Here is a 16,140-nt window from a genome sequence, read left to right as displayed (position 1 = left end):
CGCCTACAGCGTCTCCGCGTCGACCCGCGAGAAGATCAGGTCGCTCTCCTCGACCACGGGCCCCCGCAGCCGCACCGGCGCGACGGCCGGGCCGCGCAGGGCCGCCGGGTAGGTCCCGACGGCGTACTCGTTGGCGATCCGATAGGCGTGGAACCCGTGATCGCCCATGGTCGCCATCAACTCGTCCACGGAATCACCGAGTTGGCGCATGCGGTCCGGGGTCACCTCCACGGTCACCTCGGCGTCGGGGCGCAGCCGGTCGAGCATCGGGGCCAGGCCGCGGACGACGCCGCCCTCGGCGCCCTCGACGTCGATCTTGACGACGCGGGCGGTGGCGATCTCCTCGTCGTCGAGCAGCTCCGGCAGCGGCCGGGCCTCGATGTCGAACGTCGACTCCGCGGGCCCGTCGTAGGGGACGATGCTGTTGGCCCCCATGTTGTGCGAGCTGGCCAGGACGAACGTCAGCGTCCGGGCCCGGTCGGACACGGCGGCGTTGAGCGCGCGGACGTTCCCGCAGCCGTTGAGCCGCACCTGCCGCAGCAGCCGCTCGTGGAACACGGGCGAGGCCTCGACCGTCACCACCCGCCCGGTCGGCCCGACGAGCCGCGAGGCGAGCACGCCGTAGTAGCCGATGTTGGCGCCGACGTCGACGAACGTGTCCCCGGGGCGGAGCCGGCCGCGCAGCCACCGCGTCATGTGGGGCTCCCACGAGCCGAACAGGTAGAGGTAGCGCTGGATGAGGTCCTGGGTGTCGACGGCGAACCGCGCCCCCGGCGCACCCTCCGCCCCGCACGCCCCGAAGTCGACGTCCACCACCCGGCGCCGGGGGTGCTCGCGCAGGCGGGAGTTGAGGTAACGGGAGGCCAGGGCAGCCTTGCCGATGGCGCCGGGCGCCCGGCGCACGTACGCCCGCGCGAGCGTGGTCAGCACCTCCGAGGCGGGACGGACCTCTGAGGCGGGACGGCCCTCCGGGACGGGACGGACCTCCGCCGTGGGGTGCCCCTCCGAACGTGGACGCGACATCCGGTCCGCCTGCCTCTCCGCACGGTACGGCGCGGACCGTGGCGTCAGGCCGTGGCCGCGGCCGTCCGGTCTTGGTCAAACGGCAGCTCCAGCATACGAATCGCGTTGCCGCGCAGCAGCTTGTAGGCCACGTCCTGCGGCAGGTGACCCACGTGGTCGGTCGCGACCTGCTTGGTGTGCGGCCAGGTGGAGTCGACGTGGGGGTAGTCGGTCTCGAAGGTGGCGTTGTCCACCCCGACGGTCTCGATGGCCTCGATGCCGTGCTTGTCGCGGAAGAAGCAGCAGAAGATCTGCCGGTAGTAGTACGTCGACGGCGGCTCGGGGACGAGGTCCTTCACGCCGCCCCACGCCCGGTGCTCCTCCCAGACGTCGTCGGCGCGTTCGAGGGCGTACGGAATCCACCCCATCTGCCCTTCGCTGTAAGCGAGCTTCAGCCGGGGGAACTTCACGAGCACCCCCGAGAACAGGAAGTCCATCATCGATGCCATCGCGTTGTTGAAGGACAGCGAGGCCTGGACGGCGGGGGGCGCGTCCGGGGACGCGGCGGGCATCTGGGACGACGAGCCGATGTGCATGTTCACGACCGTCCCGGTCTCCTCGCAGGCGGCGAAGAAGGGGTCCCAGTAGCCGGAGTGGATGGAGGGCAGCCCCAGATAGGTGGGAATCTCGCTGAAGGTCACGGCGCGCACGCCACGGGCGGCGTTCCGCCTGATCTCCGCGACGGCGAGGTCGACGTCCCACAGCGGGATGAGGCAGAGCGGGATCAGGCGCCCCCCGCTGTCCCCGCACCACTCCTCGACCATCCAGTCGTTGTACGCGCGGACGCAGGCGAGCCCCACCTCCTTGTCCTTGGCCTCGGCGAAGGTCTGGCCGCAGAAGCGCGGGAAGGTGGGGAAGCAGAGCGAGGCCTCGACGTGGTTCATGTCCATGTCCGCGAGGCGCGCCTTGGGGTCCCAGCAGCCCCGGCGCATCTGCTCCCGGGTGATCCCGTCGAGCGTCATCTCGTCCCGGGAGAAGCCGACGGCGGCGATGATGCGCTTGTACGGGAAGATCTCGTCCTCGTACCGCCACCAGTCCGTGACCTGGCCCTCCGGGTCGGTGGTGAAGCGGTACTTCCCGCCCACGTACGCCAGTTCGCCGATGCCCGCGGTGAAGGGCTGCGGGCCCCGGTCGCGGTACTTGGCCGGGAGCCAGGTCGCGAAGAGGTGCGCGGGCTCGATGACGTGATCGTCCACGCTGATGACCTTCGGGATGTCCCTGGCGCCGCTCTCGTTGCCGCTCACGCTGTGTCCCCTTCACCGCCCGCCGGATCCACCGGCCCGAATCTGACGACCCATCAGATCGAGGCTATGGCGCGGAGGGCTGGACGGCAAGCGGCAGTACGGAGTCGGGCGCGGGGGCCTCGGGGGGCCGCACCGGGTCGTACGGGGCCCTTGCGGTCTCGGCGGGCATCCGCTGAACTGACGGATCGTCAGACATGGGTGCGAGCGGGGACGGACACCGGGCGGCGGGAAGGGCACGCGATGCAGACGATCTGGCTCAGCGGCGCGGAGTGGTTCGCGATCCTCCGGATCGGGCTCGGGCTGTGGTGGCTGGAGAGCTGGCGGCACAAGGACAAGAAGACCTGGTTCACCGGCGGGGGCATCGGCTGGGCGGCCGGCATCGCCGAGAAGCACCGGTGGCCCGTCGTGCGCCGCGGCTTCGACACCGTGGTGAAGCCGCGCCCACGGCTGATGGCCTACGTCGTCGCGTACGCGGAACTGGCCCTGGGCCTCGGCCTGATCGCCGGCTTCCTCACCCCGATAGCGCTGGCCTGCGGCCTCGTGCTGAACCTCATCTACCTCGTCCTGATGATCCACGACTGGGCGGAGCAGGGCCAGAACCTGATGATGGCGCTGATCTCGGCGGTGGCGCTGCTCGCGATGAGCTGGCAGGTGTGGTCGGTGGACGAGGCGGTGGGGTGGTTCTTGTGAGGGGGCGTCCTGGGGGGCGCCGGGGGTGGTGGCCGTGAGGGCGGCCGAGGGGGCGCCAGGGACGGCGGGTGGAAGGGCGCCTGAGGGGGCGTCAGGGACGGCGAGTGGAAGGGCGCCTGAGGGGACGTCAAGGACGGCGAGTGGAAGGGCGCCTGAGGGGACGTCAGGGGCGGCGGGCGAGGGTGGGTCCGAGGGGACCTCGTGGTCGGGAAGGAGATGGGGCGTGAGCGGATCTGGGTGGGATGAGGGTTCGGGCGGGGTGCCTGGGGTCGAGGGTTCGGCCGGGGCCGATGGTGTCGCCGGGGCCGAAGGTGCCGCCAGGGCCGAAGGTGCCGCCAGGGCCGAAGGTGCCGCCAGGGCCGAAGGTGCCGCCAGGGCCGAGGCCGGGGTGGAAGTCGACGTCACGGCAGGGGCCGAGGCCGGGGGCGGGGCCGAGGCCGAGGGCACGGCTGACGGGGCCCTGCGGGCGGGGCACGCCGCTCGGGCGCGGAGTGCTGCTGCGCGGGCTGCCGCTGTGAGCCGGTACATCGAGCGGGGGCGGGAGGCGGGCGGTGCTTCCGAAGCAGACGGGGGCGCGGACGGCGCTTCCGAGGCGGCCGACGTGGACGAGGGGGTTGTCTGGAAGGCGGCCCATGCGGCCCGGGTGTCCGCGCAGGCCGTCGCCGTACTGGCCGAGACCGACCCCGACCCGGCGGCGGACTCGCGCTGCGCGCGGAACGCCGCAGCATCCGCCGCGCAGGCCGCCCGCATGGGGCAGATCCACGACGGCGACACCGAACTCGCCGTGACCGCCTGCGAAGCGGCCCTGAAGGCGGCGCAGTCGGCGGGGGCGGCCTCGAAGGCGGGCGAGCTGGGCGCGAACCAGGAACTGAACGCGGCGGCCGACGCGGCGGAGGCGGCGGCGGTCGCTGCGGCGGAGCGGGCCGGGTGGGTGCGCCCCGGGGAGGAGGCGCCGCGGGTGGCGACGGGGGTGCGGAGCGGGGAGTTGATGCGGATGCTGCATCTGTGAGGGAGCGGCGGGCGCCTGGGGCGGGACCGGAGGTGAGGCCGGTCCTGGTCGTCGCCCCGTGGCACCTCGGCGAGGCGACGGCGCCTCCGACTTCGCCACCGACAACGGTGACGTGGCCATCGCCGGCGACTCCGGCGGCGTCCTCAACACCTACGGCGCCCCGCTCGTCGACGTCGACCCGCGCTGCGCCGTCCCGCAGCCGGAGGACGAAGGCATCGGCGGCCGCCTCCTCGGCGGCCCGAAGGCCGCGTGCAACGTGGCACCGGTCGACCAGTACCAGGCGCCGCAGCGCCTGGTACTGCCCTTCGGGCAGCAGCCGTACGCGACACGGCCCTCGCCCGCGCCGATTCCGGTGCGGGCGGGGGCTGTCGGCGAACGGGCCGGGCACGCGCGCGTCTACCGCGCGTCCCGTTCCGCGGCCTCCGCCGCCTCCGCGATGCGCTTGACGGTCGCGAGGCGCCGGTCCCAGTCGGCCGCGAGCGCGGCCATCCAGCGGGCCGTGACGTCCAGCGCCGCGGGCCGTACCGCGTACCGCACCTCGCGTCCGACCCGGTTGCCGGAGACCAGCCCTGCGGCGTCCAGGACCGCGAGGTGCTTGACCACCGCCTGGCGGGAGACGGGGAGTTGGTCCGCGAGCGTCGTCGCGGTGGCCTCGCCCCGCGCGGCGAGCAGGTCGAGGAGCCGACGCCGGGTCGGATCGGCCAGCGCGGCCAGAACGCCGTCCACGGCCTCGCCCACGACCTCGGTCCCGCCCTCGGTCGGGTCCTGATCGGTCACGCGGCCGGCTGCTCGGCTCGCTGCTTGAGCGCGTCGAGCTCCTGGGGCCAGCCGCCGGTGTTGTCCCGTACCGCCTGGGCACGCAGTTCCTCGGACCCGGCGAGGGCCGCGAAGCCGCTCTCCACGACGCGCAGCCGCGTCTTGTCGCCCTCCGGGGTCAGCGTGAACTCCACGAGGGTGCTGTTGTCGGCCCGCAGCTCCTCGCCCGGGAACGCGCTGGCCCAGCGGTACGCCACGTACGTCTGCGGCTCGACCTTCTCCACCCGCACCGGATAGTCCCCGTACTCCGGATTCCTCGCCAGCGTCGACTCGCCCTCCCGGGCCGTGGTCCCCGCCAGGCTCGCCTTGTCGGCCACCCAGAACCCGGGCTCGGTCACCAGGGACCAGACCCGGCCCAGGGAGGCGGCGATCAGGGTCTCGCGCTCGATCCGGTCCTGCGGGCCATTCGGGTTGTGCGGGTCCCGCGGGCTGCTCCCGGTGTCACTCATGGCTGGCTCCTTCGGTCGTCTCGGCCTCAAAGGGTCGCTTGGTGCAACCTCAGAGTTGCACATCGAGGAGATCGACGCAACCTATGGGTTGCACATCGGGAGCGCCCGGCCGCACGTTGTCAGTGGGTGCTGTCACTCTGCGCTCATGGGATTCTTCGAGGAGTTAGTGCTGCCGGAGGAACCGGCGGAGGCGCGCGGCGAGTTGCTCCGGCTCGGCCCCCCAGGGGAGGACGCGGGGCGGGAACAGCCGCCCGTCGACTGGTTCGTGCCGGTGCTCGTGTCGCAGGCGGGCGTGGCGGGGGCCGGGGCCACCGCCAAGGTGATGGTGGTCGGCTGGTCCGTGTGGCCGCGGTCGGTCACGCTGCATCTGGCCGTGTTCGAGACCGTCCACTGGCAGGGCGAGCGCGGGGGACGGCAGTCCGGGCTGCGGGTGGGTCTCGCGCTGTCCGACGGGCGGCGGGTGACCTCGCTGGGCAGTGCGGCGGAGCCGCGCGTGCTGGGGCCCGCCGCCTACGCGTCCGCCGAGCCGTCCGGAGGACTCGTCCCCCTGGACCCCGGCACGGACTTCCTCCACCAATCGCTGTTCAAGACCGACGTCGACCTGTACCTCGGGGAGCTGCCGCCCGCCGGTGAGACGCAGCTCGTGGTGGAGTGGCCCGACGAGGACATCCCGGAGACCAGAACCCCGGTCGACGCCGACGCCCTGCGGGCCGCCGCCAGGCGCTCCGTGGAGGTGTGGCCGGACCTCAAGGCGCCCGACCCGGCCACCCAGCCGAGCGCCTTCGGACTCTTCCGGCGCAGCGGCCCGCCGAGCCTCCTCGCCCCACCTCTCACCCGATGGCAGCGCGACGCACTGCGCGAGCAGGAAGAGGCCCGGCAGCGCTATGTGCCGCGGGGTGACTGGGAGCGTGTGGTGTACGCGGACTGGGGCGACGCGGCGCTGATCCGCGCCCGCCTGGAGGGCGGCGCGCCGGCCGACGCCGACCTCTGGGGCTCAACCCCCCTGCATTGTGCGGCCGAGCAGGGTTCCGCCGACGCGGTCGCCCTGCTCCTCGAACACCTCACGGAGGTCGACGCGTTCGACGACGAGGGCAACACCGCCCTCTGGCACGCGGTGTGCAGCATGGACGAGGGAAGCATCCGCGCGCTCATCGACGCCGGGGCCGACGTCTGGACGCCGCAGATCGGCGACTGGTCACCCGGCCGCCTGCTGCTCAGCACGCCGTACGCCCCGCTCGTCGCGGGTCTGCCGGGCGCCGTTCCCCTCTCGGCCGAGGACACCGCCGCCTTCCGGGCCGCGGACGCCCTCATCAAGGCGTTCGGCGACGAGGAGTTGCACACCGAGGGCCTCGGCATCGCCTTCGTACGCGACCTGGACGGAGACGAGTTGATACGACGGCTGGGAGCGGACCCCGGGCGGATCCCCGAGACCCGTCCGCACGACACCCCGTTCGACGACCGGGACTTCGACACGGCGCTCCGGCACGTGGCGGTCAGCGAGATATCCGGAACGCCCGGCGGCTGCGTCCTCACGCAGTGGGGGTACATGCCGAGCGACGACGCAGTCCTGCGCGCCATCACGGCGGGCACCTCGGCGTACGGCGTGTACTTCAACGCCAAGGGCGGAACGCACGGCACCCTCGCCCGGGACGGCGAGATCATCGAGGGCGAGGAGATCGGCCTCTCCCCGTTCGAGTCCGACCCGCCCTCCTACTGGCACTTCCGCTTCTGGCAGCGCGGCGCCCGCTTCCCGCACGACGCGCCCAGCCTCGCCTACGCCTGCGCGGCGGCCGGGATGCGCGTCAGCGAGGGCCGCGCCGCCGTCACCCGGCAGGGTCCGCTGCGCCGGGTCGAGCTGCCCCGGAGGCTTCGACGCTGAGCGGGCGGCCTCGGAGCCAGCAGGGCCTGTGATGTGGATCACTTCACGAAGGCGATGAGTTCCGGGGCGAGGGCGGTCCAACCAGCAACAAGACCAAACGTGAGACCCAGGGAGGGCGTTGAGATGTCTGCTGCCGCTGTGAAGGGGCCCGCCAGCTACTTTCCTTCGATCGAGGCGAAGTACGGGCGGCCCGTCGCCGAGTGGGTGGAGCTCATTCGGGGGTCCGAGCTGAGCAAGCACATGGAGCTCGTGAAGTGGCTCAAGGACGAGCACGGTCTCGGGCACGGGCACGCCAACGCGCTGGTAGCCCACGCCCGGAGGTGAGCGCGGCCGCCGCCCCCGCAAGCACCGCGGCCGTGATCGTCAGCGTCAGCGCCGCCGGATTGACGTACTCGGGCACGCCCACCGAGTACGTCGTGCCGTCCGCCGCGTGGCAGCCGAAGCGCAGCGGGATGTACGTGGCGCTGTAGCGGTCGATCGTCGTCACGTCGGCCGGGTCCTCCGCCCGGACGCAGGCCGGGCCCGCCTCCGTGTCGTCGAAGGCGAGCAGGCTCAGGGCTCCCCGGGCGTAGACGGCCAGGGCGCCCGCGCCGGCCAGGGACGCCGTGGCGCGGAGGGCAGGGAGGGTGCGGAGGGCCGGGAGGGTGCGGGGCTGTGCGGGGGGCGCGCTCGCCGCGTGTGTGCGGCCCGTGGCCATGCGTACCAGCGTGATCGTCGCGTACGCCGTCAGGCCCACGGCCAGCGCCCCCGCCACGAACACGATGCCCATGAGCGAGATGACGTTGTGGCCGGCCATCGGATCCGTGGACATGTTCCCCCGCTTGCTCGCCCTGCCTGGATCCCACCGAGTGCGTGTCCCGCGCGCATGGTCCGTGCGCGCGTTCCGATTCCGGGCTGTTGTCCGAATATCGGTGGGTGGCTGGGAATCTACCAGGGCAGGAAATGTCCCGAGTCGCGGCATGCGTACCGCTTCAGCGCGCGGGGGCTCGATGCGCCTGCGCGGCCGCTCCCCTGCGGCCGCGCAGGCGGGTGCGGTGGTCGCTGGACATGTACTCAGCCATGCCGCACCGGAACGGACCCGGTGCGGCGGAGTGCGGCTCCGCTGCGGCACCGGAATCCCGTGTCGAGGGTTGTTCCGTACTCAACAATGCCCGGTGCGGGGCGCGTTGCGCGAGGGCCGAGTGGCCCTCGTACGGGGCCGCTCGGCCCCTGCGTCCGGGCCCTGCCGGGCCGTTCGGCCCCTGGCAGGGAGCAAGCCCTTACCGTCACCCTCGAAGGGGCACGGTTCACCGCCCCCGTACGGACATGAATGCCCTGCCGTACGGGCACGGACACGGGCACCGGCGCCCCCTCCGCGTGGCAGAGCCGCCGACCGGCAGACCGATGGACACGCCCGGGCCGACCAAGGGGTAGACATGGACAGCACTGCCGCAGCACCGGACCCTGCCCCCACCGACCCCGGCGAACCCGCCGAACCCGGCACCCCGCCACGCCCCATCCGCGTCTTCCTCCTCGACGACCACGAAGTCGTCCGGCGCGGGCTGCGCGACCTGCTCGGCGGCGAGCCCGGGATCGAGGTGGTCGGGGAGGCCGCGAGCGGGGAGCAGGCGCTGGCCAGGGGACCCGCGCTGCGGCCCGACGTCGCCGTCCTCGACGTCCGCCTGCCCGACGGGAACGGCATCACCGTCTGCCGTGAACTGCGCGCGCTCATGCCGGGGCTGGCGTGTCTGATGCTCACCTCGTTCGACGACGAGGACGCGCTGCTCGACGCCATCATGGCGGGCGCGGCGGGCTACGTACTCAAACAGATCAAGGGATCCGACCTGGTGACGGCGGTGCGGACCGTCGCATCGGGGCAGTCGTTGCTCGACCCGGCCACGACCGCCCGGCTGATGCGGTCGCTGCGCGGCCCGGAGAGCGAACTGCCGCCCGAGGACGCCCGGCTCTCCGTCCTCAACGAGCGCGAGCGTGCCATCCTCGCGCTCATCGGGGAGGGACTCACCAACCGCCAGATCGGCGGGAAGCTGTATCTCTCCGAGAAGACCGTGAAGAACCACATCTCCCGGATGCTGGCCAAGCTGGGCGTCGAACGGCGGGTGCAGGCCGCCGTCATCGCCGCGCAGGTCGCTCCGCTGGGTGATCGGGCCCAGGCTGGGCCCGGGGCGCCGCCGTCGCAGGGGCGGCCTGGCCGGTGAGCCCACCCCGGCCCCGCCCCTTCCCGAACGGGGGCTACGCCCCCTGGCCCCCGCTCATCGGCGCTCCGCGCCTCGTCCTCAAACGCCGGACGGGCTAGGACTGTGCCGGGGCGGGCCAGAACCTTGCCGCCCCCCCCGGGAATGGATCAAGGCACTCCATGGCTGTCCCGCATGGATCACGCCACCGTCCCGAAGGAGTGTCATCAGCATGTCCACTGCCAAGCCCGCCGCCGAGCGCGTACGCGTCACCGCCGACCCCGACTGGTACGAGTCCGCGGGCATCTCCCTCGGCGTCCGCGTCGGCAACCTGGTCTTCACCTCCGGCCAGGCCCCGATCGACGCGCAGGGCGCCACCGTCGGCGCCGGGGACTTCGAGGCGCAGGCCCGGCAGGCGCTCGCGAACCTGTCGACCGTCCTCACGAACGCGGGCTCCAGCCTCGCCGACGTGGTCAAGGCCACCGTGTTCGTCACCGACATAGCCCGGCAGGACGTCTTCGCGGAGCTGCGCGCCGAGCACTTCCCCGACAAGCCGCACCTCGCGGAGTCGTTCGTGGAGGTGTCCTCGCTCGCCGACCCGGAGTGGATGATCGAGATCGAGGCGATCGGGCTCGTGCGCTGAGGCCGTCCGTCCGGCCAGGGGTGACATCGGGCGGGGTACGGCCGCCCCCGGCCCTACCCCGCCACCGGCACCCGCCACTCCAACCGCGTCCCCCTCCGCTCCCCCGCCCGCACCACCAGCTCGCCCCCGAGCCGCTCGGCCCGCTCGGCGAGGTTCCGCAGCCCCGCGCCCCGCTCGGCCCCGGCCTCGGCCCCGACCCCGACTCCGGCCCCGGCGGCCTGCCCCGCCCCCGCCTCGATCCCCACCCCGTCGTCCACGACCGCCAGTTCGAGCACCCCTTTGCGTACGACCAGAGAGACCTCGGCCCGGCGGGCGCGGGCGTGCCGGGCGACGTTGGAGAGGGCTTCGTTGAGGACGGCGACCACGTCGTCGGCGACCGCGCGGGGGACGTCGGTGTCGACCAGACCCTCCATGCGCAGGGCGGGCGTGAAGCCGAGGGCGGCGGCCGCGTCCTCGATCGCGCGGACCGTGCGGACCCGCAGCCCGGCCGCGCCGCCGGGCGCCTCGTGGTCGCGCAGGCCGAAGATGGTGGAGCGGATGATCTTGATGGTGGCGTCGAGGTCGTCCACGGCCCTGCGCAGCCGCTCGGCGGCGCCCGGGTGCTCCACGAACCGCTGCACGCTCTGCAGCGTCATGCCGGTCGCGAACAGCCGCTGGATCGCCAGGTCGTGCAGGTCGCGGGCGATGCGGTCGCGGTCCTCCAGGAGGCTCATCTGCTCGGCGTCGCGGCGCCGGTCGGCGAGTTCCAGGGCGAGCGCGGCCTGGCCCGCGAAGCCGATCAGGGGGGTCGTCTCGGCCTCCGAGAAGCCGGGGCGGCCGCTGCTGCGGGCGAGCACCAGGACCCCGCGCACGTCGTCGCGCGTGCTCATCGGAACGGCGACGGCGGCGCCGAGCCCCTCCCAGCGGTCGGCCTTGAACGTCACCCGGGCGTCCTTGCGCACATCCGACGCGGACACCAGGGCCTGGGCGTCCAGCGCGGCCCCCGCGAACGAGCCCTCGCGCGGCAGGGTGGCGCCGCGGTGCGCCTCGGCGCCCAGGCCGAGGGCGATCTCGACCCGTAACTCGCCCTCGCCCCGCACGAGTTCGATCACGCCGAGGTCGGCGGACGTGATCTCCCGGGCCCGCTCCACCATCAGCTCGAGGACCTGTGCCTCCGGCGCGCCCGAGAGGACCGCGCTGGTGACCTCCGCGCTCGCCTGCAGCCAGCGCTCGCGCAGCCGTGCCTCCTCGTACAGGCGGGCGTTCTCGACGGCCACCCCGGCCGCGACCGCGAGGGTGGAGAGCACCGACTCGTCCTCGGCGTCGAACTCCGCGCCGCCGTGCTTGCCGGTCAGGTAGATGTTGCCGAAGACCGTGTCCCGTACGCGGATGGGGACGCCCAGGAACGAGTGCATCGGCGGGTGGTGCGGCGGGAAGCCGGACGACGCGGGGTGGTCGGACAGCTCCGCGAGGCGCAGCGGCTGCGGGTTGCGGATCAGCTCGCCGAGCAGGCCGTGCCCGGAGGGCAGGTCGCCGATCTCGGCGCGCAGTTCCTCGCTGATGCCGACGGGCAGGAACTCGTCCAGCATGCGGCCCTGGCCGATCACGCCGAGCGCTCCGTACTCGGCGTCGACGAGGGCGACCGCCGTCTCCACGATGCGTCTGAGCACCTGGGCCAGGTCCAGCTCCCTGCCGACCGAGAGCACCGCCTCCAGGAGGCTGTGCAGCCGGTCGCGGGTGCCGCGGACGGTGCTGATCCGCGCGGCCAGCTCCTCAAGCAGTTCGTCGAGGCGCAGCCGCGTCAACTGACCTGCGTCCGCCCGCTGTTGGCCCATCAGCTCCTCCGCCCGAGCAGACGTGCGCTCACCGCCCCGCGTCCAGACGCTCACCGTAGCCGGTGCGTGGCGCTGCGTGGAGGTTCTTCACATGCTTGGCTCCCCCACCGGAATCTTCCGGACGACGGGAACCCCATCGGCGTACCGCACGACCAACTGTCCACACCCGTACGGGAGTTGAACAAGAGCGAGGACGGCGGCGACGGCCGCGGGAGCGAGGAGGGCCGGGATGGACCGCAGGGGTCTGCTGAGGTCGACGGCCGCCGTGGGGGCGGCGGGGGCGACGGCGTGGGGCGCGGGGGGCGTGGTGAGCGCCGCGGCGCGCGAGCGGCGACAGGAGGGGCGCGGGCCGGGTCCGCTGCGCGTGCACATCGTCGTCTTCGACGGCGTCGAGGAGCTGGACTTCGCCGGTCCCCTGGAGGTCTTCGGCGCCGCGCGCTCCGTCGGGCAGCGGGTCGAGACGGAACTGGTCACGAGCGGCGGCCCGGGCGGCTTCACCGGCCGCTTCGGTACGCGCGTGACGGACGTCGGCGCCTGGGACCCGGACGCGGCCGACGTGATCGTCGTGCCCGGCGGCGGCTTCGCGCAGCGGGACGGCGCCGGGATCTGGGCCGAGATCAAGAAGGGCCGCCTGACCCGCGCCCTGCGGGACGCCGTCCGGCCCGACCTCACCCTGCTCGGCGTCTGCACCGGCGTGATCGTGCTGCACGCGGCCGGCGTCATCGGCGACCGCCCCTGCACCACGCACCACCGCGCGAAGGACTACCTGCGCGAGCGGGGCGCCGACGTCCGCGACGCCCGCGTCGTCGACGACGGGAACCTGGTCTGCGCGGGCGGGGTCAGCTCCGGGATCGACGGTTCGCTGTGGCTCCTGGAGCGGGCGCTCGGGACGGCACCGGCCGGGCAGGTGGAGGCGCTGATGGAGTTCGAGCGGAGGGGGACGGTGCTGCGGACGTGAGGTGGGGGGGGCTGTCGGCGGGAGCGTGTCGGCGCCGATCCGCGTACCGATCCGCGTACCGACCCCGCGTACCGATCCGCGTACCGGCCCATGTGCTGATACGCGTACCGACCCGTGTGCCGACCCGTGTGCCGATCCGTCCGCGTCGAGGGCCGCCGCGTACGAGCCTCAGCGCGCGCCCGGGCGCGAACTCGGCGCGTACTGCCCGCAGCTCGTCGTTCGCGCGTAGTTCCGCGAGCGGTCGTGTGGTGTCACCATGCGGAGTCCAGGTGCGGCGCGCGGGGCGGGGCGGCTCGGGGTCGCGGGGCGCGGGGTGGGAGGCGTGGATGACTGAGGTGTTCTTGCGACGGCTGACTCGGTGGCAGGCGGAGCAGCAGCGCGAGTCGATCGCGAACGTGTACGTGGAGTGCTACGGGCCGCCGGGCGGGACCGGTGAGCCCGGCGGCGCCGACCGGAAGGCGTTCCTGGAGCGGTTCGAACGGCACGTCCAGGAGCCCGACTTCGACATGGTGACGGCCGACTCCGGTGCGGTGCTCGCCGGTTGTCTGTACGGGTTCCGGGGCACCCGGGGCAGCGCGCTCCTGGAGTCCCTGCGGGACGTGCTGCCCGCCGACGCGGCCGGGCGCGCCGCGGTGGGCCGCCTCTTCGTGCTCACGGAGCTGATGGTCCTGCCGGACTACCGTCTGGAGGGCGTGGCCACCCGGCTGCGGGACCTCCTGCTGTCCCGGCACACGACCGACGTCGTCGTCGCCGCGGTGCCGCCCGGGGACGGGGTCGCCCACGAGGTGCTCCGCGCCTGGTCGTACACCAAGCTGGGCGAGTTCGGGCCGCCGCAGCGGGAGGCGTGGCTGCGGCCGGGACCGGGCTGACAGGGCTGAGCGGACCGACCGGGCGGGCGGGCCCGTCCGGAAAGTTATCCACAGGCTGGGGACCCTCGCCAGCGGGCGGACGCCCCGGCCAGGCACTATGGGGCCATGAGTGACACGGGTACGCAGCCGAACGCGGGTACGCAGCCGAACGCAGGGCCGGGTGAGGGCGAGGGCACGACGTCGTCCGTGACCACGTCGTCGGGGACGGGGGCGTCGCCGTCCGGGACGGGGTCGACGCCCGACTGGGAGAAGCGCTTCCGCGCGCCCCGCGTCTCCCTGCCGGACTGGGCCGAGGACGCCCCCGACCACTGCCTGTTCGTGTCGAACGCCACAGGGACGTACGAGCTGTACGCGTGGGACCGCGCCACGGGCGAGCAGCGCCAGGTCACCGACCGGCCGAACGGCACGACGGACGGCCTGCTCGCGCCGGACGGCCGCTGGATCTGGTGGTTCAACGACAAGGACGGCGACGAGTTCGGCGTGTGGATGCGCCAGCCCTTCGACGGCGGCGGCACGGACGAGCCCGCGGTGCCGGGCCTGGAGCCGTCGTATCCGGCGGGCCTCGCCATCGGCCGCGACGGGCGCACGGTCGTCGTGGGCCGCTCCACGGACGAGGTCGGCACCACGATCCACGTCGTCCGCGCCGACGCCGCCCCCGGCGAGGCGCCCACCGAGATCTACCGCCACCGCGAGTCCGCGGGCCTCGGCGACCTCTCCCACGACGGCACCCTCATCGCCATCGAGCACACGGAGCACGGCGACGCGATGCACCCCGCGCTGCGCGTCGTGCGCACCGACGGCTCGACCGTCGCCGAGCTCGACGACAGCGAGGGCGGCACGGTCGAGCTGGGCCTCGAGGTCCTCGGCTTCGCGCCGGTCGACGGCGACACCCGCCTCCTGGTGGGCCACCAGCGCCGCGGCCGCTGGGAGCCGATGGTCTGGGACGTGGCCACGGGCGAGCAGACCGACCTCGCCCTCGACCTGCCCGGCGACGTCTCCGCCGAGTGGTATCCGGACGGCTCCGCGCTGCTCGTCGGGCACGGCTTCGAGGCCCGCGGCGACCTGTGGCGGTACGACCTCGCGGGACGGGAGCTGACCCGGGTCGAGACCCCCCGCGGCTCCGTCTCCGGCGCCACCGTCCGCCCCGACGGCACCGTCGAGTACATGTGGTCGTCCGCCGCCGAGCCGCCCGTCCTGCGCTCCACCTCCGGCAAGGTCGTCCTGGACCCGCCCGGCATGAAGGCGCCGCGGTCCGTACCCGTCGAGGACGTGTGGGTGGACGGGCCCGGCGGCCGCATCCACGCCCTCGTCCAGAAGCCCGCGGGCGCGAGCGGTCCTCTGCCCACCGTCTTCGAGGTGCACGGCGGGCCCACCTGGCACGACAGCGACTCCTTCGCCGCCGGGCCCGCCGCCTGGGTCGACCACGGGTACGCGGTCGTCCGCGTCAACTACCGCGGCTCCACCGGGTACGGCCGCGAGTGGACCGACGCCCTCAAGCACCGCGTCGGCCTCATCGAGCTGGAGGACATCGCCGCCGTCCGCGAGTGGGCCGTCGCGTCCGGGCTCGCCGACCCCGACCGCCTCGTCCTCTCCGGCGGCTCCTGGGGCGGCTATCTCACCCTCCTCGGGCTCGGTACGCAGCCCGACGCGTGGGCCCTCGGGCTCGCCGCCGTCCCCGTCGCCGACTACGTGACCGCCTACCACGACGAGATGGAGGCCCTGAAGGCCATCGACCGCACCTTCTTCGGCGGCACCCCCGAAGAGGTCCCCGACCGCTTCTCCGCCTCCTCCCCCCTCACCTACGTCGACTCCGTCAAGGTGCCCGTCTACATCTCCGCCGGGGTGAACGACCCCCGCTGTCCGATCCGCCAGGTCGAGAACTACGTCGACCGCCTCGCCGCCCGCGGGGCCGTCCACGAGGTCTATCGCTACGACGCCGGCCATGGCTCCCTCGTCGTGGACGAGCGAATCAAGCAGGTGGCCCTTGAGCTGGACTTCGCGGGGCGGCATCTGGGGTAGCGGGGGGGCGGCGTCCCTGCCGGGGGCACCCCAACCCCACCCCTTCCCGAAACCGTGGCTCCGCCCCGGACCCCGGGGGTAGGTGTCCCCTTGCCGTGAGACGGCGCACCCCCGATCGGCGCTCCGCGCCTCGTCCTCAAACGCCGGACGGGCTGAAAACTTCCCCGAGGCGGGCTGAAAACTTCGCCGGGCGGGCTGAATACTTCGCCGGGGCGGGCTGAAGGGTGCGGGGCGGGGCGGGGCGGTCCTGAAGGTGCCGACTGCCGGGTCGAACGCATGGTGGGGGCGGGTGGGTGGGAGAAAGCCGGTCCGGCGCTTGAGGACGAGCGCGCAGCGCGATACGGGGGTGACCCCGGCAGGGCTGACGGTGCCGGGCTGCTGCTCAGCCGAAGCAATGGTGGGGGCGGGCGGGTGGGAAAAAGCCCGTCCGGGGCTGAGGGTGCCGGGCTGTCGGGTGGGCCGGTGCGAGTTGGGGCGGGTGGGTGGGAGAGAGCCTGTCCGGCGGTTGAGGGCGAGG

The 16,140-nt window shown here is 73.6% G+C and carries 15 protein-coding genes; 9 read left to right on the top strand and 6 right to left on the bottom strand.

Annotation, left to right across the window (positions count from 1 at the left end):
- Positions 1-3: 3 nt before the first annotated feature.
- Both AB6L24_RS26265 and AB6L24_RS26260 read right to left on the bottom strand, forming a co-directional pair.
- Complete coding sequence (locus AB6L24_RS26265) at positions 4-930, bottom strand: FkbM family methyltransferase (protein ID WP_405659104.1); 927 nt, start codon at positions 928-930, stop codon at positions 4-6.
- Between the two features lie 137 nt (positions 931-1,067).
- Complete coding sequence (locus AB6L24_RS26260; RefSeq protein ID WP_405659102.1) at positions 1,068-2,306, bottom strand: amidohydrolase family protein; 1,239 nt, start codon at positions 2,304-2,306, stop codon at positions 1,068-1,070.
- A 240-nt stretch (positions 2,307-2,546) separates the two neighbouring features.
- Here AB6L24_RS26260 and AB6L24_RS26255 point away from each other — a divergent pair, with 240 nt between their 5' ends.
- Positions 2,547-2,996 (top strand): DoxX family membrane protein, encoded by a 450-nt coding sequence (locus tag AB6L24_RS26255; protein ID WP_030359624.1) that lies wholly within the window; start codon positions 2,547-2,549, stop codon positions 2,994-2,996.
- A 514-nt stretch (positions 2,997-3,510) separates the two neighbouring features.
- Positions 3,511-4,005: a hypothetical protein gene (locus AB6L24_RS26250; RefSeq protein ID WP_405659099.1), complete on the top strand. Its 495-nt coding sequence runs from the start codon at positions 3,511-3,513 to the stop codon at positions 4,003-4,005.
- 396 nt (positions 4,006-4,401) lie between these two features.
- On the opposite strand, the gene AB6L24_RS26245 is transcribed toward AB6L24_RS26250, so the two are convergent.
- Positions 4,402-4,782 carry an ArsR/SmtB family transcription factor gene (locus AB6L24_RS26245; protein WP_405659098.1) on the bottom strand — a complete coding sequence of 127 codons (381 nt, stop codon included), beginning with the start codon at positions 4,780-4,782 and terminating at the stop codon, positions 4,402-4,404.
- On the bottom strand, positions 4,779-5,270 hold the full coding sequence (locus tag AB6L24_RS26240) for an SRPBCC domain-containing protein (RefSeq protein WP_405659095.1): 492 nt from the start codon (positions 5,268-5,270) through the stop codon (positions 4,779-4,781). Before AB6L24_RS26240 ends, AB6L24_RS26245 begins: the two co-directional genes overlap by 4 nt.
- A 145-nt stretch (positions 5,271-5,415) precedes the next feature.
- On the opposite strand from AB6L24_RS26240, the gene AB6L24_RS26235 reads away from it, so the two are divergent.
- Together AB6L24_RS26235 and AB6L24_RS26230 are read left to right on the top strand one after the other, a co-directional pair.
- Positions 5,416-7,149, top strand: a complete 1,734-nt coding sequence (locus AB6L24_RS26235; protein WP_405659093.1) for an ankyrin repeat domain-containing protein — start codon at positions 5,416-5,418, stop codon at positions 7,147-7,149.
- 123 nt (positions 7,150-7,272) lie between these two features.
- Positions 7,273-7,473, top strand: a complete 201-nt coding sequence (locus tag AB6L24_RS26230; RefSeq protein ID WP_405659091.1) for a DUF4287 domain-containing protein — start codon at positions 7,273-7,275, stop codon at positions 7,471-7,473.
- Here AB6L24_RS26230 and AB6L24_RS26225 read toward each other — a convergent pair.
- Complete coding sequence (locus tag AB6L24_RS26225) at positions 7,409-7,960, bottom strand: hypothetical protein (RefSeq protein WP_405659088.1); 552 nt, start codon at positions 7,958-7,960, stop codon at positions 7,409-7,411. The genes AB6L24_RS26230 and AB6L24_RS26225 overlap by 65 nt on opposite strands.
- 604 nt (positions 7,961-8,564) lie before the next feature.
- Here AB6L24_RS26225 and AB6L24_RS26220 point away from each other — a divergent pair.
- Positions 8,565-9,344 (top strand): response regulator, encoded by a 780-nt coding sequence (locus AB6L24_RS26220; protein ID WP_405659086.1) that lies wholly within the window; start codon positions 8,565-8,567, stop codon positions 9,342-9,344.
- A 208-nt stretch (positions 9,345-9,552) separates the two neighbouring features.
- Entirely contained in the window at positions 9,553-9,963 is a 411-nt protein-coding gene (locus tag AB6L24_RS26215; protein WP_405659083.1) for a RidA family protein, read from the top strand.
- Between the two features lie 53 nt (positions 9,964-10,016).
- Here the strand turns inward: AB6L24_RS26215 and AB6L24_RS26210 are convergent, their stop codons facing one another.
- Positions 10,017-11,777 (bottom strand): GAF domain-containing protein, encoded by a 1,761-nt coding sequence (locus AB6L24_RS26210; protein WP_405659080.1) that lies wholly within the window; start codon positions 11,775-11,777, stop codon positions 10,017-10,019.
- 229 nt (positions 11,778-12,006) lie between these two features.
- Here AB6L24_RS26210 and AB6L24_RS26205 point away from each other — a divergent pair, with 229 nt between their 5' ends.
- The 3 genes from AB6L24_RS26205 (at position 12,007) to AB6L24_RS26195 (ending at position 15,623) form a co-directional block, all read left to right on the top strand.
- Positions 12,007-12,735 (top strand): DJ-1/PfpI family protein, encoded by a 729-nt coding sequence (locus AB6L24_RS26205; RefSeq protein WP_405659077.1) that lies wholly within the window; start codon positions 12,007-12,009, stop codon positions 12,733-12,735.
- 326 nt (positions 12,736-13,061) lie between these two features.
- Positions 13,062-13,604: a hypothetical protein gene (locus AB6L24_RS26200; protein ID WP_405659075.1), complete on the top strand. Its 543-nt coding sequence runs from the start codon at positions 13,062-13,064 to the stop codon at positions 13,602-13,604.
- A 105-nt stretch (positions 13,605-13,709) separates the two neighbouring features.
- Positions 13,710-15,623 carry a S9 family peptidase gene (locus tag AB6L24_RS26195; protein ID WP_405659073.1) on the top strand — a complete coding sequence of 638 codons (1,914 nt, stop codon included), beginning with the start codon at positions 13,710-13,712 and terminating at the stop codon, positions 15,621-15,623.
- Positions 15,624-16,140 lie beyond the last annotated feature (517 nt).

Source organism: Streptomyces sp. RK9, from assembly GCF_045070545.1.
GTDB lineage: Bacteria > Actinomycetota > Actinomycetes > Streptomycetales > Streptomycetaceae > Streptomyces > Streptomyces alboflavus.
Note: the sequence above shows the minus strand (reverse complement) of the source record. Positions and strands in the feature narration are given on the sequence as shown.

What these genes read in the sequence shown, in the direction of transcription:
- AB6L24_RS26255 (WP_030359624.1), top strand. Translation starts at nt 2,547, where the DNA reads ATGCAGACGATCTGGCTCAGCGGCGCGGAGTGGTTCGCGATCCTCCGG.
- AB6L24_RS26240 (WP_405659095.1), bottom strand. Translation starts at nt 5,270, where the DNA reads ATGAGTGACACCGGGAGCAGCCCGCGGGACCCGCACAACCCGAATGGC.
- AB6L24_RS26235 (WP_405659093.1), top strand. Translation starts at nt 5,416, where the DNA reads ATGGGATTCTTCGAGGAGTTAGTGCTGCCGGAGGAACCGGCGGAGGCG.
- AB6L24_RS26230 (WP_405659091.1), top strand. Translation starts at nt 7,273, where the DNA reads ATGTCTGCTGCCGCTGTGAAGGGGCCCGCCAGCTACTTTCCTTCGATC.
- AB6L24_RS26225 (WP_405659088.1), bottom strand. Translation starts at nt 7,960, where the DNA reads ATGTCCACGGATCCGATGGCCGGCCACAACGTCATCTCGCTCATGGGC.
- AB6L24_RS26220 (WP_405659086.1), top strand. Translation starts at nt 8,565, where the DNA reads ATGGACAGCACTGCCGCAGCACCGGACCCTGCCCCCACCGACCCCGGC.
- AB6L24_RS26215 (WP_405659083.1), top strand. Translation starts at nt 9,553, where the DNA reads ATGTCCACTGCCAAGCCCGCCGCCGAGCGCGTACGCGTCACCGCCGAC.
- AB6L24_RS26210 (WP_405659080.1), bottom strand. Translation starts at nt 11,777, where the DNA reads ATGGGCCAACAGCGGGCGGACGCAGGTCAGTTGACGCGGCTGCGCCTC.
- AB6L24_RS26205 (WP_405659077.1), top strand. Translation starts at nt 12,007, where the DNA reads ATGGACCGCAGGGGTCTGCTGAGGTCGACGGCCGCCGTGGGGGCGGCG.
- AB6L24_RS26200 (WP_405659075.1), top strand. Translation starts at nt 13,062, where the DNA reads ATGACTGAGGTGTTCTTGCGACGGCTGACTCGGTGGCAGGCGGAGCAG.
- AB6L24_RS26195 (WP_405659073.1), top strand. Translation starts at nt 13,710, where the DNA reads ATGAGTGACACGGGTACGCAGCCGAACGCGGGTACGCAGCCGAACGCA.